Annotated in this window: 26 protein-coding genes; 19 read left to right on the forward strand and 7 right to left on the reverse strand. The window is 40.1% G+C overall.

What is annotated here, in order from left to right; genetic code table 11:
- Nucleotides 1-67 precede the first annotated feature (67 nt).
- Nucleotides 68-682 (forward strand): GTP cyclohydrolase II, encoded by a 615-nt coding sequence (gene ribA / locus J8L86_RS18285; protein ID WP_055024678.1) that lies wholly within the window; start codon nt 68-70, stop codon nt 680-682.
- 50 nt (nt 683-732) lie between these two features.
- Complete coding sequence (locus tag J8L86_RS18290; RefSeq protein WP_162928497.1) at nt 733-1,584, forward strand: hypothetical protein; 852 nt, start codon at nt 733-735, stop codon at nt 1,582-1,584.
- 261 nt (nt 1,585-1,845) lie between these two features.
- Here J8L86_RS18290 and J8L86_RS18295 read toward each other — a convergent pair whose 3' ends face one another.
- The 5 genes from J8L86_RS18295 to suhB form a co-directional block, all read right to left on the reverse strand.
- A complete protein-coding gene (locus J8L86_RS18295) occupies nt 1,846-2,172 on the reverse strand; it encodes a VF530 family protein (protein ID WP_065110585.1) in 327 nt (108 codons plus the stop codon).
- Nucleotides 2,173-2,373: 201 nt separating this feature from the next.
- A complete protein-coding gene (locus tag J8L86_RS18300) occupies nt 2,374-3,039 on the reverse strand; it encodes an AAA family ATPase (RefSeq protein WP_055024675.1) in 666 nt (221 codons plus the stop codon).
- A 114-nt stretch (nt 3,040-3,153) separates the two neighbouring features.
- Nucleotides 3,154-3,456 (reverse strand): PilZ domain-containing protein, encoded by a 303-nt coding sequence (locus J8L86_RS18305; RefSeq protein ID WP_080916054.1) that lies wholly within the window; start codon nt 3,454-3,456, stop codon nt 3,154-3,156.
- Between the two features lie 133 nt (nt 3,457-3,589).
- A complete protein-coding gene (locus J8L86_RS18310; RefSeq protein ID WP_055024673.1) occupies nt 3,590-4,000 on the reverse strand; it encodes a phosphate-starvation-inducible PsiE family protein in 411 nt (136 codons plus the stop codon).
- Between the two features lie 188 nt (nt 4,001-4,188).
- Entirely contained in the window at nt 4,189-4,992 is an 804-nt protein-coding gene (gene suhB, locus J8L86_RS18315) for an inositol-1-monophosphatase (protein WP_055024672.1), read from the reverse strand.
- Between the two features lie 151 nt (nt 4,993-5,143).
- On the opposite strand from suhB, the gene trmJ reads away from it, so the two are divergent.
- From trmJ to J8L86_RS18380, 13 genes are all read left to right on the forward strand, one after another.
- Nucleotides 5,144-5,887: a tRNA (cytosine(32)/uridine(32)-2'-O)-methyltransferase TrmJ gene (gene trmJ / locus J8L86_RS18320; protein ID WP_192022931.1), complete on the forward strand. Its 744-nt coding sequence runs from the start codon at nt 5,144-5,146 to the stop codon at nt 5,885-5,887.
- 55 nt (nt 5,888-5,942) lie between these two features.
- On the forward strand, nt 5,943-6,764 hold the full coding sequence (gene cysE, locus J8L86_RS18325; protein WP_055024670.1) for a serine O-acetyltransferase: 822 nt from the start codon (nt 5,943-5,945) through the stop codon (nt 6,762-6,764).
- A 355-nt stretch (nt 6,765-7,119) separates the two neighbouring features.
- The gene (gene iscR / locus J8L86_RS18330; protein WP_055024669.1) at nt 7,120-7,581 is read left to right on the forward strand and encodes a Fe-S cluster assembly transcriptional regulator IscR; all 462 of its coding nucleotides are present in this window, start codon (nt 7,120-7,122) and stop codon (nt 7,579-7,581) included.
- Between the two features lie 79 nt (nt 7,582-7,660).
- Nucleotides 7,661-8,875, forward strand: a complete 1,215-nt coding sequence (locus J8L86_RS18335) for an IscS subfamily cysteine desulfurase (RefSeq protein WP_055024668.1) — start codon at nt 7,661-7,663, stop codon at nt 8,873-8,875.
- A gap of 39 nt (nt 8,876-8,914) precedes the next feature.
- Nucleotides 8,915-9,298 (forward strand): Fe-S cluster assembly scaffold IscU, encoded by a 384-nt coding sequence (gene iscU, locus J8L86_RS18340; protein WP_055024667.1) that lies wholly within the window; start codon nt 8,915-8,917, stop codon nt 9,296-9,298.
- 13 nt (nt 9,299-9,311) lie between these two features.
- Nucleotides 9,312-9,635 (forward strand): iron-sulfur cluster assembly protein IscA, encoded by a 324-nt coding sequence (gene iscA / locus J8L86_RS18345; RefSeq protein ID WP_055024666.1) that lies wholly within the window; start codon nt 9,312-9,314, stop codon nt 9,633-9,635.
- A gap of 56 nt (nt 9,636-9,691) precedes the next feature.
- Complete coding sequence (gene hscB / locus J8L86_RS18350; protein WP_055024665.1) at nt 9,692-10,216, forward strand: co-chaperone HscB; 525 nt, start codon at nt 9,692-9,694, stop codon at nt 10,214-10,216.
- A gap of 78 nt (nt 10,217-10,294) precedes the next feature.
- On the forward strand, nt 10,295-12,157 hold the full coding sequence (gene hscA / locus J8L86_RS18355) for a Fe-S protein assembly chaperone HscA (protein WP_055024664.1): 1,863 nt from the start codon (nt 10,295-10,297) through the stop codon (nt 12,155-12,157).
- Nucleotides 12,158-12,165: 8 nt separating this feature from the next.
- Nucleotides 12,166-12,501, forward strand: coding sequence for an ISC system 2Fe-2S type ferredoxin (gene fdx, locus J8L86_RS18360; protein ID WP_055024663.1), 336 nt, complete (start codon nt 12,166-12,168; stop codon nt 12,499-12,501).
- Nucleotides 12,502-12,769: 268 nt separating this feature from the next.
- Nucleotides 12,770-13,414, forward strand: a complete 645-nt coding sequence (locus J8L86_RS18365; RefSeq protein WP_065110579.1) for a TetR/AcrR family transcriptional regulator — start codon at nt 12,770-12,772, stop codon at nt 13,412-13,414.
- A 227-nt stretch (nt 13,415-13,641) separates the two neighbouring features.
- On the forward strand, nt 13,642-14,073 hold the full coding sequence (gene ndk, locus J8L86_RS18370; protein WP_055024661.1) for a nucleoside-diphosphate kinase: 432 nt from the start codon (nt 13,642-13,644) through the stop codon (nt 14,071-14,073).
- Between the two features lie 743 nt (nt 14,074-14,816).
- Entirely contained in the window at nt 14,817-17,570 is a 2,754-nt protein-coding gene (locus J8L86_RS18375) for a TonB-dependent receptor (RefSeq protein WP_065110578.1), read from the forward strand.
- Nucleotides 17,571-17,982: 412 nt separating this feature from the next.
- Nucleotides 17,983-20,658, forward strand: coding sequence for a TonB-dependent receptor (locus J8L86_RS18380; protein ID WP_211031241.1), 2,676 nt, complete (start codon nt 17,983-17,985; stop codon nt 20,656-20,658).
- Nucleotides 20,659-20,837: 179 nt separating this feature from the next.
- Here J8L86_RS18380 and J8L86_RS18385 read toward each other — a convergent pair whose 3' ends face one another.
- Both J8L86_RS18385 and J8L86_RS18390 read right to left on the reverse strand, forming a co-directional pair.
- Nucleotides 20,838-21,206: a TraR/DksA C4-type zinc finger protein gene (locus J8L86_RS18385; RefSeq protein WP_055024658.1), complete on the reverse strand. Its 369-nt coding sequence runs from the start codon at nt 21,204-21,206 to the stop codon at nt 20,838-20,840.
- A 155-nt stretch (nt 21,207-21,361) separates the two neighbouring features.
- Entirely contained in the window at nt 21,362-22,309 is a 948-nt protein-coding gene (locus J8L86_RS18390) for a tRNA dihydrouridine(16) synthase DusC (RefSeq protein WP_065110575.1), read from the reverse strand.
- 315 nt (nt 22,310-22,624) lie between these two features.
- On the opposite strand from J8L86_RS18390, the gene J8L86_RS18395 reads away from it, so the two are divergent.
- The 4 genes from J8L86_RS18395 (at nt 22,625) to J8L86_RS18410 (ending at nt 25,498) form a co-directional block, all read left to right on the forward strand.
- Nucleotides 22,625-23,056: a hypothetical protein gene (locus tag J8L86_RS18395; protein WP_055024656.1), complete on the forward strand. Its 432-nt coding sequence runs from the start codon at nt 22,625-22,627 to the stop codon at nt 23,054-23,056.
- 141 nt (nt 23,057-23,197) lie between these two features.
- Nucleotides 23,198-24,037: a DUF692 domain-containing protein gene (locus tag J8L86_RS18400; RefSeq protein WP_055024655.1), complete on the forward strand. Its 840-nt coding sequence runs from the start codon at nt 23,198-23,200 to the stop codon at nt 24,035-24,037.
- A complete protein-coding gene (locus tag J8L86_RS18405) occupies nt 24,037-24,786 on the forward strand; it encodes a putative DNA-binding domain-containing protein (RefSeq protein WP_211031242.1) in 750 nt (249 codons plus the stop codon). The genes J8L86_RS18400 and J8L86_RS18405 overlap by 1 nt, the downstream gene beginning before the upstream one ends.
- A gap of 346 nt (nt 24,787-25,132) precedes the next feature.
- Nucleotides 25,133-25,498, forward strand: coding sequence for a YbaN family protein (locus J8L86_RS18410; RefSeq protein WP_065110571.1), 366 nt, complete (start codon nt 25,133-25,135; stop codon nt 25,496-25,498).
- The last annotated feature ends 140 nt before the right edge of the window (nt 25,499-25,638 follow it).

Raw genomic sequence — 25,638 nt, forward strand, 5'->3', positions numbered from 1 at the left:
TCATGACATAACGTCAGTTCAAGGATGATCAGTCTCAAGGATTGAGCGTTGTCTTAAAGGTTTATCCATGTCGATTAAATATATCGCCACTTCTAAGTTACCTACGCCTTGGGGCGTATTTGCTATGCATGGTTTTGAAGATACAGAAACTGGTAAAGAACATGTGGCGTTAACTTATGGCGAACTTACCTCAACTGAAGCCATGTTAGGCCGCATTCATTCTGAATGCCTGACGGGTGATGCGCTATTTAGTTTACGTTGTGATTGCGGGTTCCAGTTACAAACAGCAATGCAAAATATTGCTGAAAAAGGCCAAGGCTTTATTTTATATTTGCGTCAAGAAGGGCGTGGTATAGGCTTGCTGAATAAAATTCGCGCCTATGAATTACAAGATCAAGGCGCGAATACCGTCGAAGCTAATGAACGTTTAGGTTTTGAAGCTGATATGCGTAAATACGACATGATCGAGCCAATGCTGAAACAAATTGGGGTCAGTAAGGTTAAGTTGATGACTAACAACCCTCGCAAAGTGAAAGCGATGCAAGCCGTTGGCATCGAAGTTGTTGAAAGAGTGCCTTTGCAAGTGGGTAAAAACCGCTACAATGAAGATTACTTGAAAACAAAATCTACTGAGCTGGGTCATATGATGACTGAGCACCATTTTATCGATGATGAGAAATGAGAGTAGATAATCATTCTGGACATCATCGTTAACCCATGGTTGTTACAAAATTGAAATCTACCTGTTCAGACACATCAAGAAGCGTTGCAAAAGCATTTGCAGCGCTTTTTATTGGTTTGTCGGTTTGTGTAACGTGTTATGCCGCTGACACGAATAACCCAGATGTGAACCATTATGCGTTTGCTAACTACATAGGTAGCGGTATATACCGAGCCTCTGGGCAAAATGCTGCAGTAGTCAATATTCCCTTTGCATTTGATATTGAAGAATCAGAAGACCATGTTTTAACGTTAAGGTTACCTATTTCGTTAGGCTTTTTTGATTATTCTTTCAGCGATCTTCCTGAAGGTGAATTACCTGACAATGTTGGTACCATGACCATTACGCCAGGTATTGAGTATAAATGGTTTTATGATGAGCAACTAACCTTAGAGTCATACCTTGATTTAGGCTATGGCCACAATTTTTCTAATTCCAGTAATGTTGGCATATTCTCAACAGGTATATCGGCTTTATATGAAGTCGCCGAACCCAAGTATACGCCTATTTGGGTAAATCGTGTTTACTACGCCGGCTATAAAAGCAGTATCAACGATAGCTCAGAAAGTTATTCAGTGCTTCAAACAGGTCTAGATTTTGGTGTAGGGCAACATTGGGATTGGGGCGAGTATACCGTTGAACCACGGTTATTTGTTGCGGGCCGCTGGTACTTCAATAAGCTAAAATTTATAACGCCATTAGATGATGATTTACAAACATCAAGCACTTACGAAATCGGTGCGACATTGGCTCTGTCTAAGCCGCTAGGTTGGGGATGGTTTAGTACAGATAGATTTGGGGTAAGTTACCAAACGGATGGCGAGCTACAAGTCTGGCGTTTAATATTCGAATTTCCGATGTAATAGTGAGTGCTGTGGTGCTTTCTGGGTTACGCTTTTATTGGTGGCGATATTCACAGCGTATCCGCTGTGAATGTAATGCAAATGAGTCATCGTGAACCGTACCGGGCTTATCTGAATGCGATAGCATTAATCACTTTCAACGAATATCACTTCGTACCTTATAATCACTTCGTACCTTATAATCACTTTGTACCTTATAGCCGCTCCAAGTAAATTTAGCGCCAAATATTGAAAACAGTGCGGTACGTGTTAGGCTCGCTGTTACTTTCCCCAGATGTCTGCATTCACGCCAGCAGTGCTCTTATTAGTGTGTGTCGCGTTTGTTGCGGGTTTGTTGTCACTTTTTTCGACATAAGGTTTAGGTGCGGGTAAAGGCAACTTATTCGTTTTAAGCCACAGGTATTCAACTTTATCGCGAGCCCATTGCGTTTTACGTAAAAACTTTAGGCTAGACTTGATACTCGGGTTATCGTTAAAGCAGCGGATATTGATACGGCTGCCTAGTTCTTCCCACCCATACTTATCGACAAGCTCAGTGACGATAGTTTCAAGTTTCATACCATGAAGTGGATTGTTAGCTTGTGTCATGACTCAGAGTTCACTCAGATTAAAATCTTAAAATTAGCCTAATGATACCATTAACTCGATAACTTTACTTAGGCACAAGTGAGGTATATGAGAGTCGAAAGGGAGGTTTTCATTGATTTCATTTAGGTTGTCTTTTGTTGCACTTATCGTTAAGGCATAAAATAAATAATATTAAATGCATAAAACAATGAGATTAACCGCTTAAAACTCAAAATTATTATCAGGTGGAATAGCAAATAACTCTTTCGCGATTGCTCGAATTTCTTGAGCCGCTTTTCCTTCAGGGTCAACTTCAAGCACTGAGGCACCACTTTCTTCGCTGTCATCATAGATATTACGGTTAAAGGTAATGGCATCAAGGGCTGTTAAGCCAAATGATTTAACCACGTCTTTAGCTTCTAAAATACGCTTAAATTGTGAGGGTAAAGAAGGGCATTGACTGATAACAATAGTGGCGACCATTTTCGGGTTGACCATTTTACAGGTGCTTAGCATATCTTCCATATGCGGTAAGGTTTTTAAATCGCGGCGTTTAGGTCTTAATGGGATGACAACGTAGGTTGCAACAGACATTGCTGCTCGCATCGCTAGGTTATCTTGGCCGCCACAATCGACAATGACATAATCAAAGCGCTCGCCGAGACTAAGTAAATCATTGCGGATTTTACCGTAAAGTTGAATGCAATTAATGGGTTTCAGTTCGGCTTTGGTATTACGGGCTTGTATCCAATCTGATGTGGTGCGTTGAGGGTCACAATCCACCATTAACACGTTAGCGTTAAATGTCTCTGTTACATAGACGGCTAGGTTTTGTGCTAAACAACTTTTTCCACTACCGCCTTTTTCTCCACCAACGAGTATTATCATAACCTTGCCTTTATTAAGATGATGGTTAACGTCTTCTTTATCTAAGGATAGTTCAATAATTACTTTTTAAATCATCAGTTTTATATTTATTGCGCAATTTAAATCAACATCAATTTAAAGCAATTGCATCGCAATATGATAACTATGTTCAGACGCTTGAGTGCATCGACAAACTTGCCCCTTAATGGTGTTTTGCTTGTCAGTTTGATGGTTGAAGGTAATTGCGATTAAATCGCCTAATGAGAATGCAGTTTTATAGTCGATGAGAATGCCTTTTCGGGCTAAATCGATACATACACCAAAGTCTTCATGTGACTGACCATTTGCATCAATCCAATGCAGTAAAATACGCTCTGCTTCCATGTCGACGCGTAAAGATTGACGTTTTTCTTCAAATCCAGTGTGTTCGTTAGACATGAGATTGCAACTCCGTTTTATGTTTGCTCTGTGTTATTCAGTTTGTAGCTAATTCATACTAATCAACATCGACAAAAAAAGCGATAAGTTAGTCACTTATCGCTTTTAAGGTTACGCTTTATCTCGTGTCATTCTAATGATCTAAATCTTTATTTTTGGGGTAAGGTAACTTCAACTGTCCCCAACGTATGACAATAACGGTACAAGCAAGAACAATGGTTGATACTGAGATTGCCAATATTCGCCAGTCATCCATGCCTTTCATATCAAGAATCAAGTAACGAGCTAGAGCAACAATCGCAATATAAATTGGCATTCGAATAGGTAACTTACCTGACTCGAGGTAGTTAACGACCATGGCTAGTACTTCAAGATAGATAAATAACAGCAGTAAGTCAGCTAGTTCTACAGTTCTTATCTCGAACATGTGCATGATTTCTTCGCCGATAGCAAATACCGTAGCGACAGAAATAATGAACAAAACGACATGTTCGACACTTTTCAAACTTTTGATGCCGATTTGGCGAAGGATAGGGAGCGGCATAATAATGGATATCTCTTATTAGAATCTAATTGATAATTCAGTATATTCTGCTAGGCGAGACTTTGCTCAGTGATCCAGATCATAAAAGGTAAATTTATCTGAAGGTGTCGATACAATTGCGGCAAATTACAGGCATAAAAAAACCGCCAATTACGGATGTAAGGCGGTTTTTAAAAAAGGGATAACGACTAGCGTTTTAGACCTTCATTTAATAAAGGACGCATAATTTTAACCAGTTCAGAAGTCACTTTTGGTGAACCTGCAACAACGTTGCCTGAAGCTAAGTAATTATGGTTACCGGTAAAGTCAGTAACAGTACCGCCTGACTCACGACAAATTAAGTCGCCAGCTGCGATGTCCCATGGCTTTAGACCAATTTCAAAGAAGCCATCTAAACGACCAGCAGCAACATACGCAAGGTCTAGTGCTGCAGAACCCGCACGGCGGATATCAGCACATACAGGGAATACTTCACCTAGGATGTTCATGTAAGTTTCGGTGTGTTGACGAGACTTGAACGGGAAACCTGTACCAATAACGGTATTAGTTAGTTCATTAACGCCAGTTACGCGTAAACGGAATTCGTTTAATTTAGCGCCTTGGCCACGAACTGCAGAGAATAATTCTTCACGAACAGGATCATAAATAACGGCAACTTCAATTTTGCCTTTATATTGAACTGCGATAGATACTGCGAAATGTGGGATACCACGAACGAAGTTGTTGGTACCATCCAAAGGATCGACTATCCATACATAATCTTTATTAGTGCCGCGATTTTCACCGGCCTCTTCACCAACAATCGTATGATCTGGGTAAGATTTACGAATCTGGTATGTAATGGTAGCTTCTGCTTCCTTGTCTACACTTGTTACAAAGTCATTTAGACCTTTTGAATCAACTTCAACTTTGTCGAGTTCAGTATAGGCGCGCATAATAGTTTGGCCCGCAGCGCGTGCAGCGCGCGTGGCAATAGTCAGCATCGGATGCATAGCAATCCCCTGGATGTTAAAGAACGAATAAATCAGCCGCGCAATTATACGCATTTTAGCAGGTTTATCAAATGCAGATTTTCATATAAGGAATTATTTGCAGCTTGTGTTACTATCCGCAAAGTGTTTTTTTGAATGAAAAAGTAGTTTGATGTTAAGTAATATTCGCGTTGTTTTAGTTGGGACCTCTCATCCCGGAAATATCGGCTCTACCGCAAGAGCTATGAAAACCATGGGCTTATCTAACTTATATTTAGCCGAGCCACGAGTTCAACCTGATGGTCAGTCAATTGCACTTGCTGCAGGTGCAGCTGACTTGATAAAAGATATCACCATTGTTGACTCGTTAACTGAGGCGATTAAAGACTGTAGCTTGGTTATTGCGACCAGTGCACGTAGTCGCACCCTTGATTGGCCAATGCTTGTTCCAAAAGAAGCTGGTGAAAAATTAGCATTGGAAAGCGCTAAAGGGCCGGTAGCCATCGTATTTGGTCGTGAGAACCATGGTCTGAGCAATGAAGAACTGCAAGAGTGTACTTATCATGTGTCTATTCCTGCTAATCCTGAGTACAGTTCATTAAACTTGGCTCAAGCCGTACAAATTATTTGTTACGAAACCCGTATGGCGCATTTAGCATTAGATGAGCAAGAGACGATTGAAGAAGAATATCCACTTTCTGAGGATCTACAGCGCTTTTATGTTCATTTAGAGTCTACCCTGACGAAAACAAATTTTATTATCAAAAATCATCCAGGCCAAATCATGACTAAATTAAAGCGTTTATTCAGTCGTGCTCGAATTGAAACCGCTGAGATGAATATTTTACGTGGCATTTTGACTTCTATCGATAAAAAAATGCCACAAGAAAACAGCAAAGACGATAAAGCTTCATAAGCCATTGTTAACTTAAATTTGACGTACAACTGAGTGGTAAAAGAAGGACTGTAACATGGGCGTGATAGCGCGATTAAAGGAAGATATCGAATCTATTTATCACCGCGATCCTGCGGCGAACAGTAGTTTTGAAATTTTAGTAAACTATCCTGGCATGCATGCGATATGGATCCATCGCATTAGTAATAAGCTATGGAATGCAAAGTGGCATTTATTGGCACGATGTTTATCGACCTTTTCGCGTTGGTTAACTGGCGTTGAAATACATCCTGGTGCAACCATAGGAAGACGCTTTTTTATCGATCATGGCATGGGTGTTGTGATTGGAGAAACGGCAGAAATTGGCGATGATTGCACTTTATATCATGGTGTCACCTTAGGTGGGACAACTTGGCAAGCGGGTAAACGTCACCCAACATTAGAGAACAATGTGGTTATTGGTGCAGGGGCACAAATACTGGGTCCAATTACTATGCATGACGGCGCAAGGGTTGGTTCAAACTCAGTTGTTGTTAAAGACGTGGCCAAAGATACCACCGTGGTGGGGATCCCTGGTCGGGTTGTTGCGTCGCCGTCGGCACAGTCAAAAGAGCAAACAGAGCGTCGCAGTGCGATGGCGAAGAAGTATGGATTTGATGCCTATGCGGTATCACCAGATAACCCAGATCCTGTTGCGAGTGCAATTGGCCAAATGCTTGATCATATGCATTTGATGGACTCAAAAGTGCAAGAAATCTGTCAAGCAGTGCAAACCATGGGCGGTGAAGTTTGCACTGAAAAATTGCCGGAGTTGAATGTTGATGACTTTACAGAAGCAGAACAAGAAGCGGCTGAAAAACGTAAACAAGAGATAGACAAATTTGACCCAATTATCTAGGTCATTTTTTGAATTATCTGCAATTTATTTTTGTTTGTTTATTCATTTTGAAGCTTGAAAACGATAAAGCCGATCCCCATATTTTGGGTATCGGCTTTATTATTTGAGCAGATAAATAAGATCAATGTAAATTTTTATGACACAGCGCCGTTTTATCACATTATCGCCTAATAAATGAGTAACTGGCATTGAATCTTGCACTATAAAAAGGTTAAATAGCCGTGCAAATTTTTAGACCTAAAATTGTTAGACGCGAACGAGAGGAAATACTTGAGTAATTTAGTGGGTTAAATACTTGACTAAAATACTCAGGTATGATGAAATTGCCCTATAGTTTATGGGAGCAAAATACGTTATGAAACTGACATCAAAAGGTCGCTACGCAGTGACAGCTATGCTGGACGTTGCTATTCACTCAGCCACCGGGCCAGTTCCCTTAGCGGATATTTCTGAAAGGCAGGGAATATCGCTTTCCTACCTTGAGCAACTCTTCGCTAAACTTCGTAAACATGGTCTCGTATCTAGTGTTCGTGGTCCAGGTGGCGGTTATCGCCTAGGGCAAGAAGCGAATGATATCTCTGTTGGCATGGTCGTGCATGCTGTAGACGAGTCAGTTGATGCAACTCGTTGTCAGGGAAAAGGGAATTGCCAAAGTGGCTCCCGCTGTCTCACTCACTCTTTGTGGGGAGATTTAAGTAAACAGATTTCAGAATTTTTAGATGGCATTACCCTTGCTGGATTAATGGATAAACGCGATGTGCAATTTATCTCATTAAAGCAAGACGAAATGCAGAATGAGCATAGAGTTACTTTGTAATTTTGTGTTGATGTATCGATAACAATTATATGTACGTTGTAAGTGGTCGCACAGATGACTGCTCAGTACGGAGTGTATGATGAAGCTTCCTATCTATTTAGATTATGCCGCAACAACCCCTGTCGACAAACGTGTTGCCGACAAAATGGTTCAATTTATGACAATGGACGGTGTGTTTGGTAACCCAGCATCTCGTTCTCACCGTTATGGTTGGCAAGCCGAAGAAGCAGTTGATATTGCTCGTAACCAAGTAGCTGATTTAATCAATGCTGATCACCGTGAAATCGTTTTCACTTCTGGTGCGACTGAATCAAGCAACCTAGCAATCAAAGGTATTGCACATTTCTATAATAAGAAAGGCAAGCACATCATCACCAGTAAGACAGAGCATAAAGCAACACTTGATGCTTGTCGTCAACTTGAGCGTGAAGGTTTTGAAGTTACGTATTTAGAGCCAAGTGACAATGGAATTATCCCAATGTCTGTGCTTGAAGGTGCAATGCGTGACGACACTATTTTAGTGAGCATCATGCACGTGAACAACGAAATTGGTGTCATTCAAGACATCAATGCGATTGGTGAACTATGTCGCTCTAAAGGTATTTTCTTCCATATGGATGCTGCGCAAAGTGCAGGAAAATTACCGATTGATGTTAAAACAGTTAAAGTTGATCTGATTTCTATTTCTGGCCATAAAATGTATGGACCTAAAGGTATCGGTGCACTTTACGTACGCCGTAAACCACGTATTCGTTTAGAGTCTCAAATGCATGGCGGTGGTCATGAACGTGGTATGCGAAGTGGTACATTAGCAACTCACCAAATTGTTGGTTTAGGTGAAGCCGCTGCTATCGCTAAGCAAGATATGATTGAAGATAATGCGCGCATTCTGCGTCTACGTGACAAGTTATGGAATGGCATTAAACATATCGAAGAAACTTATATTAATGGCGATATGGAACAGCGCTACAGCGGCATCTTTAATGTGAGCTTCAACTTTGTTGAAGGTGAATCATTAATGATGGCCCTTAAAGATTTAGCCGTATCGTCTGGTTCAGCTTGTACTTCTGCAAGTTTGGAGCCTAGCTATGTACTACGTGCATTAGGCTTAAATGATGAAATGGCGCACAGCTCAATTCGTTTCTCAATTGGTCGCTTTACGACTGATGAAGAAATCGAGCATGCAATTAAAGTAATTGATGATTCTATCGGTAAGTTACGTGAAATGTCTCCACTTTGGGAGATGTTTAAAGATGGTATCGATCTGGACCAAGTTCAGTGGGCACATCACTAATACATTATTATCGATAGCGATAAACGGAGCAGAATTGTTATGGCTTACAGCGAAAAAGTAATCGAACATTATGAAAATCCACGTAACGTTGGTTCATTTGATAAAAATGACCCTTCAGTGGTAACAGGTATGGTTGGTGCACCAGCATGTGGTGACGTGATGAAGCTTCAACTTAAAATTGGCGAAAACGGCATCATTGAAGACGCTAAATTCAAAACTTACGGTTGTGGTAGTGCAATCGCGTCAAGTTCGCTCGTAACTGAGTGGGTTAAAGGCAAAAGTGTTGATGAAGCAGCAACAATTAAGAATGCTGATATCGCAGAAGAACTTGCTTTACCTCCTGTTAAAATCCATTGCTCTATTTTAGCAGAAGACGCTATTAAAGCAGCATTAGATGAGTACAAATCAAAGCAAGACAAGTAATACCGGAGTTAAGATGGCAATTACAATGACCCCAGCTGCGGCTGAACGAGTGAAATCTTTCCTAGTTAATCGAGGAAAAGGCTTGGGTTTACGCCTAGGGTTAAGAACATCTGGCTGTTCTGGTATGGCTTATGTGCTTGAGTTTGTTGATGAAGCAAACGACGATGATGAGATTTACGAAATAGAAGGCGTTAATATCATCATCGATGCCAAGAGTTTTATTTATTTACAAGGCATTGAATTAGACTTTGTTAAAGAAGGCCTGAACGAAGGTTTCCAATTTAACAACCCTAATGCCAAAGGTGAATGTGGTTGTGGTGAAAGCTTTACTGTGTAATCTAATACACATAAAGCTTTACTGTCATTTACCCAAAAAGAGCATGATATCTGCCAATGAATTACTTTGAATTATTTCAAATAACACCTTCCTTTGATATCGACACCGCCAACCTTGCAGAGCGCTATCGCGAGCTGCAAAGGGCGGTTCATCCTGATAAATTTGCCAGCGAGTCTGAACAACAAAAACTGTTATCAGTGCAACGCACTGCGCAAGTTAACGACGGATACCAAACGCTTAAAAACCCATTAAAACGCGCTGAACACATGTTAAGCCTTCGTGGTGTTGATATTAGCCATGAAACTACAACAGTGAAAGATACTGCTTTCTTAATGCAGCAAATGGAATGGCGTGAAGCGTTAGAAGATATTAAAGATAGCCAGCAAGCTGATGACTTAATCGAAGATTTATATCAATCATTTGCTGACTACGAGAAAACCCTATCGCAATCCCTTGCCCAATTATTAGCCACTAATGCAGAAAATGATGATTTATCTGCAGCTGATCAGATCAGAAAGCTGAAATTTATGGCAAAATTGCAGGATGAATTAGCAAGAGTTGAAGATTCATTGCTAGATTAACGCTGAGCTCTGTCAATTACAGAGCTTTTTGCTATCTACAATTAATGGTTCTTTTTCCCTCAAAATAACTGGATTAATATGGCCCTTTTTCAAATTGCAGAGCCCGGCCAAAGCGCCGCACCTCACCAGCACAGACTTGCAGTTGGCATCGATTTAGGTACAACTAACTCTTTGGTTGCAGCTGTTAGAAGTGGTGAAGCGTCAACCTTGCCAGATAATGACAATCAACACTCACTTCCTTCTGTGGTTCATTACGGCTCTGATAGTGTCGAAACGGGTTACGCGGCACAAGTTAAGTCTGCACAAGATCCTAAAAATACCATTGTCTCAGTCAAACGTTTTATGGGGCGCAGCTTAAAAGACATTCAGTCTGCAGAGCAAAACTTGCCATATGATTTTACCGCAAGTGAAAACGGGCTACCTGTATTTAACACGGCGCAAGGCGCAGTGAATCCAGTCCAAGTTTCAGCTGAAATTTTAAAGCCGTTAATCTCAAGAGCCGAAAAAACGCTTGGCGGTGACTTAGAAGGTGTTGTCATTACAGTACCTGCTTATTTCGATGACGCGCAGCGTCAAGGCACTAAAGATGCAGCAGAGCTTCTGGGAGTCAAAGTTTTACGTTTATTAAATGAACCCACGGCTGCTGCTATTGCTTACGGTTTAGACACTAAACAAGAAGGCGTTATTGCCATCTATGATTTAGGTGGGGGAACCTTCGATATTTCTATTCTTCGTTTGAATAGAGGTGTATTTGAAGTATTAGCTACTGGCGGCGACTCCGCGCTTGGCGGTGATGACTTTGATCATCTGTTGCGTAATCACTTGCAAAGCGCAATGGGGTTGACTGAATTAACTGCTTCATTAAATAGACAGTTATTGATTGAATCTAGACGAGTCAAAGAGCAGCTAACTAATGATGAAACCAGCACGGCGAGTATTACGTTAGAAAACGGTGACGTATTAACTGCTGACGTTTCTAAAGCTGAATTTGAAGGGCTTATCGGTTCACTTGTTAAGAAAACGATTGCCAGTTGCCGTAGAACATTACGTGACGCTGAAGTCACCACTGATGAAATCATTGAAACGGTTATGGTTGGTGGCTCTACTCGTGTACCTTTAGTACGTGAGCAAGTCGAACGTTTCTTTGGTAAAACGCCATTAACATCAATTGATCCCGATCGTGTTGTGGCTATTGGTGCTGCGATTCAAGCTGACATTTTAGTGGGCAATAAACCTGAATCAGATTTATTATTGCTTGATGTTATTCCACTGTCGTTAGGCATTGAGACTATGGGGGGACTGATTGAGAAAGTCGTGACCCGTAATACCACTATCCCTGTTGCACGAGCTCAAGAGTTTACCACATTTAAAGATGGCCAAACCGCCATGGCTTTCCATGTGGTCCAAGGTGAACGTGAGTTAGTGGATGACTGTCGTTCATTAGCACGTTTCACTTTAAATGGTATTCCTGCACTAGCGGCAGGCGCTGCGCACATTCGTGTCACATTCCAAGTCGATGCTGATGGTTTACTGAGTGTCACAGCGATGGAAAAGTCGACGGAAGTTAAGTCAACGATTCAAGTAAAACCTTCATTTGGTTTATCTGATACTGAAATCGCGACTATGCTGAAAGATTCAATGAAGCATGCTAAAGATGACATCACGCGCAGAATGCTGGCAGAACAACAAGTTGAAGCTTCAAGAGTGGTTGAAACGTTATCTGCTGCATTAGCAAAAGACGCAGATTTACTTAATACCGAAGAACAAGCACAAATTCATGCTGCCATTGAACAGTTACAAATAACCGCTCAAGGTGATGATACCGATGCTATTGAAAAAGCGATTGAAGCACTAGATGAACAAACCCAAGAGTTTGCTTCACGTCGTATGGATAATTCTATTCGAGCAGCACTGAAAGGTCAGTCTGTCGATAATATATAGGTGATAAAATGCCGCAGTTAGTTTTTTTACCCCATGAAGAGCTGTGCCCAGACGGTGCTGTGTTAGAAGCTGAAGTAGGTGAAACTATTTTAGATGTTGCACTTAAAAACGGTATCCATATTGAACATGCTTGCGAAAAGTCATGTGCATGTACTACATGTCATTGTATTGTTCGTGAAGGCTTTGATGAGCTTGAAGAAAGTGATGAGCTAGAAGACGATATGCTTGATAAAGCATGGGGGTTAGAGCCAGAAAGCCGTTTATCTTGCCAGGCTAAAGTTGTTGACTGTGATATGGTGATTGATATCCCTAAGTACACCATTAATATGGTAAGTGAAGGGTAATCCTCAGTCGGCTACAGTGATTCATTATAGTTAATAATGAATCAACCAAGGAAGTCATAATGCTTCCTGTTAAAACCATAAAGCAATGACATGTGTCGTTGCTTTTTTTTTGTGACTAATGCTTATGCGTTGCTTTTTGAGATTCGCTTGGCGATCAGGGCATCAAGATTATCGTTGGTGCTAAATCTTATATGTTAGAGTTTTTGCATCATAAATTGTATGATGCAAAATAGTCTATCAACCTCTGTTTTTTTCAATGGAAATATGAATGTCAGCACCAGATTTACGCCCTAAACAAAAACGTAGCCAAGTCACGCATGACAAGTTTTTACAGTCTTTGCAACGGGCATTGAAGGTCAAGTACTTTGAACACATCAGCATAAAGGAACTGGCTGAAGGGGCAGGGGTTTCGGTTGGAACGTTTTATCGTCGCTTTGAAAATAAAGAGGCGCTATTGCCATTGTTATATGATGATTTTGGCCAGGAGCTTGGCAACTTTATCACAGAGCTCGAATGCCACGACTGTGATGGGTTAGAACAACAAGTAACACATCTTTGTCAGGCAACATTCCACTTTTTAGATGAAAGAAAAAGCGTTTTTAGAACGATACACCTTAACGCTAGGCTTCACCCTGATACCATTTTCACTAACCCTTCATTAGATAGAAATGAGGCTTACCAGCGCCTATCACAATTGCTACTTAATTTTATGGCGTCGGATGGCAAGGCGACCAAAGTGCAACAAAAAGCCGCTGATATGGTCATTTTTATGCTGATAAACAGTCTGCTTGATAAAATATTATATCCTTCTCTTACTCCTGCGATTGCTTGTTCAATGCCCAAAGATGAATTTGTTAAAGCTCTTGGGGTCATGCTGGGGAGCTATTTACAGTCTCAATTACACTGTAGTTGAACAAAGTTGTGAGCCTAGCGACTCACTGCAACCTTTGAGTTATAGTCGTGGCTTTAATTAGCTTAGTTTATGGCTAAATTGGCTTGAGGCTTATCACAATTTCTGTATTACCTAGGTCACAAGGTTACATTTTGATTATGTGACGCTATTAACCCTATGCATGTTGGCGTAAATTTCGTATAATCCGCGCGAATTTAAAACCCGTATATTTAAGAAGGAAGCTTTTCATGGCTATCGAACGTACTTTTTCTATCATTAAGCCTGATGCTGTTGCAAAAAACCACATTGGCGCTATCTACAACCGTTTTGAAACTGCTGGCCTGAAAATCATTGCTGCTAAAATGGTTCACTTAAGCAAAGAGCAAGCTGAAGGCTTCTACGCTGAGCACAGCGAACGTCCTTTCTTTGGTGCTTTAGTTGCATTCATGACTTCTGGCCCAATCATGGTTCAAACGCTTGAAGGCGAAAATGCTGTTCTAGCTCACCGTGAAATTTTAGGTGCAACTAACCCAGCTGAAGCTGCTGAAGGAACTATCCGTGCTGATTTCGCTGAAAGCATCGATGAGAACGCTGCTCACGGTTCTGATTCTGTAGCATCTGCTGAGCGTGAAGTTGCTTACTTCTTCAGTGCTGAAGAGTTATGTGCACGCACTCGTTAATTCTTAATTGAATGACGCTAAAAGGAGCCTTATGGCTCCTTTTTTGTTGTGCAATGTTGACGAAGACTTATTTTACTTAAATTAAATGGTATCCAATGTCAGTTTAAGAGGAAGTAAGCAATCCCATTGCTGCATTATCTTATCTGGCAGCTTTAATTCCTCTTTTCATCACAACCTTGTTACTTTTTGCATAGTTATTCTTGTTTAATTCACTTTATATGCAGCTATTCTTTGGCTGTGAATCAAACACACACTGATTTTTCATATTCTTTGCTTTTAATATGCCTAAAAATGCACATTTTTATAATTTACTCGTCAAATTGTGTACGAATAAATAAATATTTTTAAAATTTAATTTGTTACTTAGGTTAATTGTTTGTTAAATATTGTCTCATTAATGTTTATTTATTTTCTATATTTTAAATTGGATTTAACCTTTTTGATCAAATAACACTCATAATTAATGTTTGTTATTACTTTTGCTTAACAAATATATCATGTAGGTGTTACATATGGTGTTCTATTTTGTTTAAATTGCTGATAAGTAACGATTTAACATATTTATAACAGATGTTAAGTTTTTAGTGTAACCATTCTAATTTCAAACGTTATTAATTTGTAATAGATGTTGACTAATGTGATTTTATTTAACAATAATGCTCTCGGTTAATTAAATGTTTAACCTAAAAATAAAAAATATAACGTTATGACTTTATATATGGCATAGCGAAGGGAGTATTATAATGAGTTCAGTATCTTTAACAGCTAAGGCTATTCGCCGTGGCTTATTGACAATTGCAGCAACGACTGTAGCAACAGGTTCTGTTTTTTCAGCTAGTGTAATGGCTGAAGAAGCACAAGCAGAAAAAGTAGAAAGAATTGCAGTAACCGGTTCACGTATTAAACGTACCGATATGGAAACTGCTAGCCCAGTAAGTGTTATTGATGCTTCATCTATTATCGCATCTGGCGCAACTTCTATTGATGACGTACTACAGAAGATGACTTCTTCTGGTGGTGCTATGACTAACGCAGCTGTGAACAACGGTTCTGGCGGTAACGCACGTGTTAACTTACGTGGTCTAGGTTCAAACCGTACACTAGTTCTTGTTAACGGTCGTCGTATGATTGCATCAGGTACAGGTGCAGCATCTTCAGTTGATTTAAACACTATCCCAGTTTCAATGATCCAACGTGTTGAAGTACTTAAAGATGGCGCATCAGCTGTTTACGGTACTGACGCTATCGCTGGTGTTGTAAACGTAATCTTAAAGCGTGATTTTGACGGTTTTGAGATGAACGTTCAAACAGGTATGTCTGGTCAAGGTGACGCTGATGAAACGAGCATCGACTTCACATTAGGTAACACATTCGATAAAGGTAATGTTGTTATTAACGCTCAGTACACTAAGCGTGGCGATGCAAGCCAAGCAGACCGTGATTTCTCTGATTGTCCAATAGCAGAAGGTGCTGATGGCCTATACTGTGCTGGTTCTTCTTACTCAGAAGGCGGTCATGTATGGGGTGATAACAATTTTGGTATCACTGGTACAGGTGAAGACGGCGCTTATGCTATCGGTGATTCTGGTTTCTACGGTGAATATGTAGACGACGGTGAAGGCAAACCAAAATTCCAGTACTTCGATGGTAAATCTGCTGCTGACTTAAGTGGTCGTGGTGGTGAATATCATGAATTTAGTAATGAAGACAGATACAATTACTCTGCTGATAGCTACCTTTCAACGCCAATGGAGCGTTTGAACTTAAGTATGGCTGGTACATATGAGCTTTCAGATACAATTATTTTCTTCTCTGAAGCAATGTACTCTAAGCGTTGGTCTGACCAACAAATGGCACCACAACCAATCTGGAACGCTGCTGCATGGGAATACAAGCCTATGTCAGACGGTGGTTTCATGACTGATGATTTACTTCCTTGGGTACAACCAGGTGAAGAAGTTAGCTACGGTCGTCGTATGGTTGAATCTGGTACCCGTGACTTTGGTCAGGTAGTTGATACTATCCGTTTAGTTGTTGGTCTTGAAGGCGAGTTCGATAACGGTTGGACTTGGGATGCTTCTTACAACAAAGGTAAGAATGATTCAGTTGATACTTTAGCTAACTTACACAACATCGGTTCGATTAATGATGCTGTTCAAGAAGGTGAGTTTGACCCATTCCTACAGTCTTCTTGGATGGGCGACAGCATTGCTCCATTCGTATACACAGAAGTTAACGCTGGCGGTAGTGAATTAGATATTGCAGCAGCGACGCTTTCTGGCGACATCGTTGACTTACCTGCTGGTACCTTAGCTTTTGCTGCTGGTGCGGAATACCGTAAAGAATCTGCTTACTTCACTCCAGATTCATTAACTGCACAAGGTCTTGCAAATGACCCACGTGTAGAAGCAACATCTGGTTCATTTGATGTTAGCGAATTCTATGCTGAATTAGCTATTCCTTTATTAAGTGACTTACCACTAGCTCAACAAGTTGATATGAGCGCTGCAATTCGTTACTTCGATTACAGCACATTCGGTGATGATAGCACTTGGAAATTGGGTTTAACTTGGCGTTTATTTGATGACTTAATGGTTCGTGGTGTGCAATCTACCGCTTTCCGTGCTCCAACTGTTGATGAGTTATACGGTGGTAAGTCTCCATCATTCGACCAAATTGTTCACCCTGCAACAGATCAAACTCAAGCAGAAGTGACTGTAGGTGGTAACCCTAACCTTACTCCTGAAGAAGCTGATATTACAACTCTTGGTTTAGTTTACTCTCCAAGCTTTGTTGAAGGGTTATCTTTAACTGTTGATTACTACGATATTGCAATTACAAATACTATTACTTCTGTTGATTCTAACTATGTTGCTAATCAGTGTTTAGATGCAAATGGCAACAAGATCAATGAAGGTACAGCACTTTGTCAATCAGCTAATATCTCTATTGATAACACTGGTCGTATCGCATTTGATAATGGTTTACAAAACATTGGTGAAACAAACACTTCTGGTTTCGACATTAATGTAGCTTATACCTTCGAAGGTTTAGGTTTAGATTGGAAAGCGGGTCTTGATACTTCTATCCTAGATACTTATGAAGAATTTGACCAAGACGGTAATGCAGTTGATTACACTGGCTACATCACAGGTGGTGTAGGTGCATACGCTGAGTTAAAAACTAACTTTAACTTAACTGCATCAGGTGACGATTGGTCTGCTACATATGAAGCACGTTACATCGACGGTATGGATTCATTTGCTTGTAAAGATGACCCAAGTGACTGTTACGCGCCTTCAGTTGACTCAATCGTTTACCACGACATTTCTGCATCTTACGATATTAACGAAACTGTTAGATTGTCAGGTGGTGTGAATAACGTATTAGATGAAGAGCCTCCATACTACACAGGTAACAACGATTCAAATACCGATCCGTACACTTATGATGTATTAGGTCGTTACTTCTTCGTTCGTGCTAGCGTGAAGTTCTAAATCACAAAATTTACCTTGTAAGTTAAGGTTAAATGTTAAAAATCTCGGCCAATTGGCCGAGATTTTTTTTGTTTCGCTCTTAAAAGTGCACAAAATTTACCATGTTATTGAGTGTTAACAAAAAGTAACCTTACACTTTCAATGGTTACTGGTTGTAACCGCTTTGGGCTGTTTAGTTGTAAAACGGTTGTTTTAATATAAGCGCTTGTAATATATGGCTTTGTGATAGTTACCTTTTGATACTATTTGCTAATATGTATTAATTTGTATCCCGCTCGTTAAATGGTTGTGTCTCTTGTTGAAGCTTTTGGGTTGTTTTAACAGTATCAATGTGAGGTCTTAACTTCACTATAACTAAATAAAACAATAAAAAGTCAATACGTTATCAGATTTAACGTTCAGGGAGATTTACATGAGTTCATTAACGCTAACAGCTAAGGCGATTCGTCGCAGTATTCTAGCTGCAACAGCAGCATCGTTGGCTTTTTCAGGTATCGCTTTTGCTGAAGAAACTGAAAAAGTAGAAAGAATAGAAGTGACAGGTTCACGTATTAAGCAAGTGGATATGGAAACATCTTCACCTGTAACAGTCTTAAGTGCTGCTGATATTGCACTGACTGGTGAAAAAACAGTTGCTGATGTACTTAACAACTCATCTATCAACGCATTTGGTTCATGGCGTGGTACGTCTGGTTATGGCTCTGGTGCAAGTGCAACTAGCTCAATTAACATGCGTGGCCTTGGCTCACAAGCTACCTTGGTATTATTAGATGGTCGTCGTATGCCAGGAACGAGTTCTAGTTCTGGTTCTACTGCTGATACATCACAAATTCCAATCGCTATTGTAGAACGTATCGAGATTTTACGTGATGGTGCGTCAGCTGTTTACGGCTCGGATGCGGTTGCTGGTGTAATTAACATCATTACGAAAAAAGAGTTTGAAGGTGTTCAATTAGATTACAGCATGGAAATGCCAGATGTTGAAGGTGGGGATGCAACTCGATTCTCAATTGCAACTGGTTACAATACGGATAAAGGTAATATCACTTTTACCTATGAGTATTACGATACTAAAGCTGTGATGGATCGCGATATCTGGAACATGGATGATGACTCTTATGGTGATTATAGCTCATTCAGTTCAGTTCCAAACGGCTATTACAATACTGGTAGAGTCGATGAGGATGGTGAAGACATTTATGAGTTCTATTCAAACTCAGAAATGTGTGATGACACAGAAAATGTCGTAAATGGTACTGATGGTAATAACAACGGTCGCTGTTATTACAGTTATGGCGAAGTAACAAAGTTATTTGGTGACATGACGCGTAACTCGTTTATGACCAACTTTAGTTATGATATTACCGATGATATTCAATTTCGTGGTCGTGGTTCTGCATCATTAAGTGAAACCAACACTCGTTATGCCGGAACACCAGTTTCTACCAATTACCCAGTCATGTCTGCGGACAATGTCTATAACCCAACGGGTGAAGACATGACGCTTTACATGCGTTCAGTTCAAATAGGTGAGCGTGATACGTTAACTGAAACAAATAACTACGACATGTTAGGTGGCTTTGTTGGTTTTGCTGACATTGGTAATGGTATCGATTGGGAGATTAATGCCCAATACTCAGGTTCTACAACTAATTCATTTAACTACAACTTGATTAATGATGACATTATTCAAAGTGAAATTGACACTGGTAACTACGATATCTTTAACACCAGTGGCATGAGCTATGATGAATGGGATCAAACCATGACTGCTCTTTATAGTGCAGCAAATCATACTGGTGTTTACCAAGGTAAGTTCGATAGCACTCAAATTGATGGCCTTGCTTCTACAACGTTTATTGATAGCGACAACTTTACACTGGCTATGTTAGTGGGTGCAGAGTACGAAATGATCAACTTCAAGCAAACATCAGATCCTGAGTCTGCTGCGGGTATCATTTCTGGTGGTTCGGGTGGTGATGATGTCGATGCAGAGCGTGATCGTACAGCTGCATACACTGAGATCCAAATGGGCTTACCTGCCAACGTTGATGTATCGTTAGCAGTACGTTATGAACGTTATGAGCAAGAAGGCTCGCTAACGGGTGCTACGGGTGTTGTGACTAATTCATCTACTTTTGATGCCGTCGTACCTAAAATTGGTGTTAGCTGGCGTCCTGTGGATAGCTTATTAGTCCGTGCAAGTTATGGTGATTCATTCCGTGCTCCTAATATGGGCGAAATGTTCTCATCTCAATCTCTAAGTTTTGAAACTGCTTATGACTCAGTATGGTGTGAAGCTAACAACGGTTCTGATGAAAACTATTGTGCAACGGGTAATCAGCATAAAACATGGTTTGGTGGTAACCCTGACTTAGAAGCTGAAGAAGGTAACTCTCTTACTTTAGGTGCTGTTTGGAATGTAACTGATGCTTGGAGCGTTGAGCTTTCTTACTACGACATTACTTACGATAACAAGATTGAAGCAGTAAGTGCTACAGATGTTATTCGTGACGAAAAGCTTAATGGTAGCTCAGACTTTGTGACTCGTGGGGCAGACGGTAAAATCGAATACATAGAAAGTGGTTACATTAATATGTCATCGGTTGTGACCAGCGGTTTAGATTTTGCTACCTCATATAATTTAGAAACCGGTTTCGGTGACTTTAACTTCAAAGTTGATATGACACACGTATTAGAATTTGAAGAACAAGCTGATTCAGAGTCAATTGCAATCGATTACGCAGGTATTCAAGATTATCCACAATGGCGTGGTAATTTAGCTGCTGCATGGTACTACAATGACTTTAATGCAGCGTGGACTACTGTGTATATTGGTAGCCAATCTGGTCAATACTGGCGTGATCTAGGCTATGATTATATTACAGATACACCGGATTACTTTAAGCATAATATCCAGTTCGGTTACACCCATGATTGGAACGGTACGATTACAGTAGGTATTAACAACGTATTTGATGAAGAAGCACCAACTTGGTACGACTTCTCAGGTTACCGCGATGTCAATACTGACTTGTATGATGTTCTAGGTCGTACTTACTACCTACGTATTAATCAAAAATTCTAAAGTGAATTTACGCTAAAAAAAACCTCCGCTAGTCGGAGGTTTTTTTATATCTCAAAAGCGATACGATTGAAATCGAGCAGTATTAAGATGATGGGGAAGGTGACTTTTATGAATCACTGTATATACGAGTGACTCTCGATATTTAAGTGACACGCTATATTTTAATGGCACTTTATATTTTAATGGCTTAGTCGCAACTCTTGTCGATGTTCATTACGATGTTTCTCTGCACAGCAAGCACATCGCTGCTCGGTGGGATCTGCTGCTAGTCGCTCAGGTTCAATATCGGATTCGCAATCTGAACATAAGCCATACAAACCTAACTCTAATTGGCATAATGCAGCATCTAGGCGTGTTAATTGACCAAATAGCGGAGTGTCAGTTAAATTCTGCTGACTCATTAATTCAATAAGCTCGGTTAAGCTCATATTAAAGTGGCTTTGTGAGGCACTTTGCACATGACCTTTTTGATTTAATTGATGCACTAGCTCATATTTAAGCTGCGCTTCTCTTTGCATTAATGATTGCTGTATTTCTTGAATACTCACAAAATGACCTAATTACTTAATCGCTTATCTGGGTATTTAGTCTAACGTCATCGGCCAGTATTGTTATGATGGAGATCAATTCAAAGCTTCATTTAAGCAAACAAATATTAAGTTTCGTTAATATTAATACGTACTAATGAAGCTTTTTTATGAAATTAACGATTTTGTTGTTCGTAGGTTTTTTCTAGTATGGCGACAATTTCATCTGTGGTTTTTAATACACGTAGGTCTCTAAATAACGCATCGGCTTCTGGGTATTGTTTATTAAGGTAGGTAAACCACTGCTTAACTCTTGCAGGGTAATAGTCTGACTTCTTACCAATTAATTGTTTTTGGGTGTAACGTAGCAACAAACTTAACGTTTGAGCCCAAGTATAAGGTGTTTGCTCGCCTTTAATTGCTGCAGCCAAGTTTGGTAATGACATTGCTCCGCGCCCTAGCATGATGTTGTCACAGCCAGTGACATCCATGCATCTTATTGCATCTTCACGACTCCAAATTTCACCATTGGCAATTACTGGAATAGGTAATCGTTTACGCACTTCAGTAATGTACTCCCAATAAGCTGGTGGCTTATAGCCATCAACTTTACTTCTGGCATGAATTGCAATTTCACTGGCACCAGCTTCATAAACAGCTAACGCATTTTCCATAAAGAGTGACTTGTCTTCAAAACCTAAACGGATTTTAGCTGTAACAGGTTGCTCATTCGGTACAGCGTCACGCATGGCTTTAACAATATCGTGGATGGTATCAGGGTATTGCAATAATACTGCGCCGCCTTTACTTCGATTAACCATTTTTGCTGGACAACCGAAATTAGCATCGACACCTTGTGAGCCAAGTTCAACTGCTCTGTGTGCATTTTCAGCCATGACACTTGGGTGTTGGCCTAACAGTTGAATACGTACCGGCGTACCAGAGGCGGTTAAGCCGCCATTGCGCAGTTCAGGACATAATTTGTAATAGACTTTTTCTGGAAGTAATTGGCTGACAACCCTAACAAACTCAGTCACCACCAAGTCATATGGGTTAATTTCAGACAATATTTCTCGCATCAAGTCATCAATGACGCCTTCCATAGGGGCTAATACTACGCGCACGGTTCAACCTGTAATCAGTAAAAGGAGCGCTATTCTAGCGACTTTGATTTGTTATACAAATTCATTTATAAATCATCAAAAAGTAGCTGGGTACATGATTACTTAATTTTAATGATAAATATCAGCTAGATAAATCCTATTTTTACACTATGCTTACAACTATAAATTATTCTCTAGCAAGAAATTTTGAAAATAATTATGATTTAGATCAAATTATGTGAAATAAAAGTAAACGTGATTAGGTCTATTAAATTGTAAGCCAGCACTGTTAGTTGTTGGTCACCATTATAAAGTTTGAATATAAGGAAGATTATTATGAACTCAGTAAAGCAAACTACAGTAGCAATGGCGTTAGGTGCAGTGGTATTAACAGCAGGTGTTTCTACTCAAGTCGAAGCTAACCCATTTGGCTTCGAACAAATGAATGCCGGCTACCAACTTGATGGTGGCGAAGAAAAAGCCAAAGAAGGTAAGTGTGGCGAAGGTAAATGCGGCGGCGACATGAAAGCCAAAGAAGGCAAGTGTGGCGAAGGTAAATGCGGCGGCGATATGAAAGCCAAAGAAGGCAAGTGTGGCGAAGGTAAATGCGGCGGCGATATGAAAGCCAAAGAAGGCAAGTGTGGCGAAGGTAAATGCGGCGGCGACATGAAAGCCAAAGAAGGTAAGTGTGGTGAAGGTAAATGCGGCGGCGACAAAAAAGCCAAAGAAGGCAAATGCGGTGAAGGTAAATGTGGTGGTGCTAAGTAATTCATTTACTAGCATATAAACTTTACATCCATAACATTTTTTTACCCCATTGAATGTTTAATGTGAATGTAAAGTACGTCATGATAAGGCCTGTTATGCAGGCCTTTTTAATTGATAAAAAGTAACAGACGGAGTGTTGTAATGGCAGAGCAAGCAAAAGTTGGACTGGGTTTACGCCGAGAGATGCTTGATGAGTTTTGTCAGCAAGTGCCAGATGAGATTAACTTCTTTGAAGTGGCGCCAGAAAACTGGATGACTCTGGGAGGAAAGTTTGGCAAACAGTTTAGGCAACTCACTGAGCAGCATGATTTCTTTTGCCATGGTTTGTCCTTGTCAATTGGTAGCCCTGAAGAGCTTGATACTGAATTTGTTAAACAAATAAAAGCGTTTCTCGATTTACATCAGATCTCTATTTATTCTGAACATTTAAGCTACTGTTCCGGTACGGGTCACATGTATGACTTGATGCCAATTCCGTTTACTGATGAAGCAGTCACTTACGTCGCTAAACGTATAAAACAAGTTGAAGACATTCTCGAGCGCCCATTTATTCTTGAAAATGTGTCTTTTTATGCAGCGCCTGGTGCGCAGATGAATGAACAAACCTTTGTGAATGCGGTATTAGCTGAAGCTGATTGTAAATTACTGCTTGATGTAAATAATATTTACGTTAATTCAATTAACCATCAATATGATGCGGCTGAGTTTTTAGCTTCTATGCCAACTGAACGTATTGAATATATGCACATAGCAGGGCATTACGAAGAATCGTCAGACCTGATGGTCGACACTCATGGTGCAGATGTTATAGACCCTGTGTGGAAATTATTACAGCAAAGCTATCAGCAGCATGGCGTATTTCCTACCTTGTTAGAGCGAGATTTTAATATTCCTGAAACGCCAGAGTTATTAATTGAAATTAATCAGATTCATCAATACCAACAACAGGCATTATTACAGGCTAAGTCAAGGAGTGCCTAATGAGCTTTATTGATACTCAATATGAGTTTATGGATTACATTCGCGACCCCAGTAAACCCTTGCCTGAGGGAATAAGCCTTGAACGGATGACGGTTTATCGGGAATTGTTTTTTAATAACATTAATGGGTTCGTATCGAGTGCTTTTCCTGTTCTTAAATCGTTATACACTGATGATGCTTGGCTTAAATTAATCCAAGAGTTTTTTGTTAGTTTTGACTGTAAGACACCTTTGTTTGTTGAAATTTCACAAGAATTTATCGCTTTTTTACAAACGGATTATCAAGCAAAAGATTACGATCCGCCGTTTATGGTGGAGTTGGCCCATTATGAGTGGTTAGAGCTTTATATTTCGGCTGTCTTTGATAACGACAAGCAAGTGGCTATTGCTAGAGATATGATTACCGAGCTGCCGCTCACTCTGTCAGACACAGCGATCATTGCACAATATCAATACGATGTGCAGCACATCAGTCTTGACTATCAGCCAACAGAGCCGAGTGAGCTACCACATAGTTTTTGTATATACCGAGATCAAGCTGATGAGGTAAACTTTTTACAGTTAAACCCATTAACAGCGCAAGTGCTCGCATACATTAATCAAGCCGAGCAATGTTATTTTTCAGATATAATAGAATGGCTTAAACAATCTTACCCGCAAATGACTTCAGAAACCTTAGCCAGCGGCTGCTTACAGATGTTACAACAGTTGGCTGAAAAACAGATTATTTGTCGAGATAGTAGAGGATAAACAGGATAATAAATGGCTTAAAATTTTTAGGGTTTTTATTGTAGGCCTTTTTACTTACAATGGCGCGGATTTTGTGATCTACTTCACGCTGCCGGTAGGTGGTCAACTTAACTCTTAGGAATCAAATAACATGAGTCAGCCGTTTAAAGACCCATTTAACATTTTGTATTTTATTGGTTTTATCCTTGTTTTACTTTTACCAACATTACCAGCTTCTATTTCTGCGTTGAGACTTGCAGGCTTAATTTAACTGCTGATCTCAGTTATGATATCGATGTATTTTTATAGCATCGGTAAACTAAAAACCATTCTATTGAATGGTTTTTTTGATTGAGTTTGGAGAATTATGCCCCTAAAACGTGGCTTGTTTTTAATTACTGGGTTAACCAGCGTCACGCTGGGAACGATTGGTATTGTGGTTCCTTTACTACCGACTGTACCATTTATCTTGCTTGCAGCTTATTGCTTTGCCCGCTCAAGTGACAGGTTACACAATTGGCTGATGACACATCCTTGGTTTTCTCAAGGGCTCAATGACTGGCAAAATAAGCGATCAATTAACAAACGCTTGAAGCGAAAAGCCATGATTATGACGACGCTAAGTTTCGTGGTCAGTATCGCCATCGTGCCACTGCTTTGGGTGCAAATCATGTTAGTTTGTATGTTATGTATACTGTTACTTTTTTTGTGGCAGATCCCAGAGTTAGATTAAAAGTTGCCGGAATTTTGCTCTCGAGTTGCAACTGTATTGAAACATGCTTACTATCACCTCCAATCGAGTGATATGTCAGATACTATTTTTGCATTTTAAGTGTAATCAAATACCAATAACTGGCTATTAATCCATTCCTT

This window comes from Shewanella sp. MMG014 (genome assembly GCF_018100775.1).
Classification (GTDB): Bacteria; Pseudomonadota; Gammaproteobacteria; order Enterobacterales; family Shewanellaceae; genus Shewanella; species Shewanella japonica.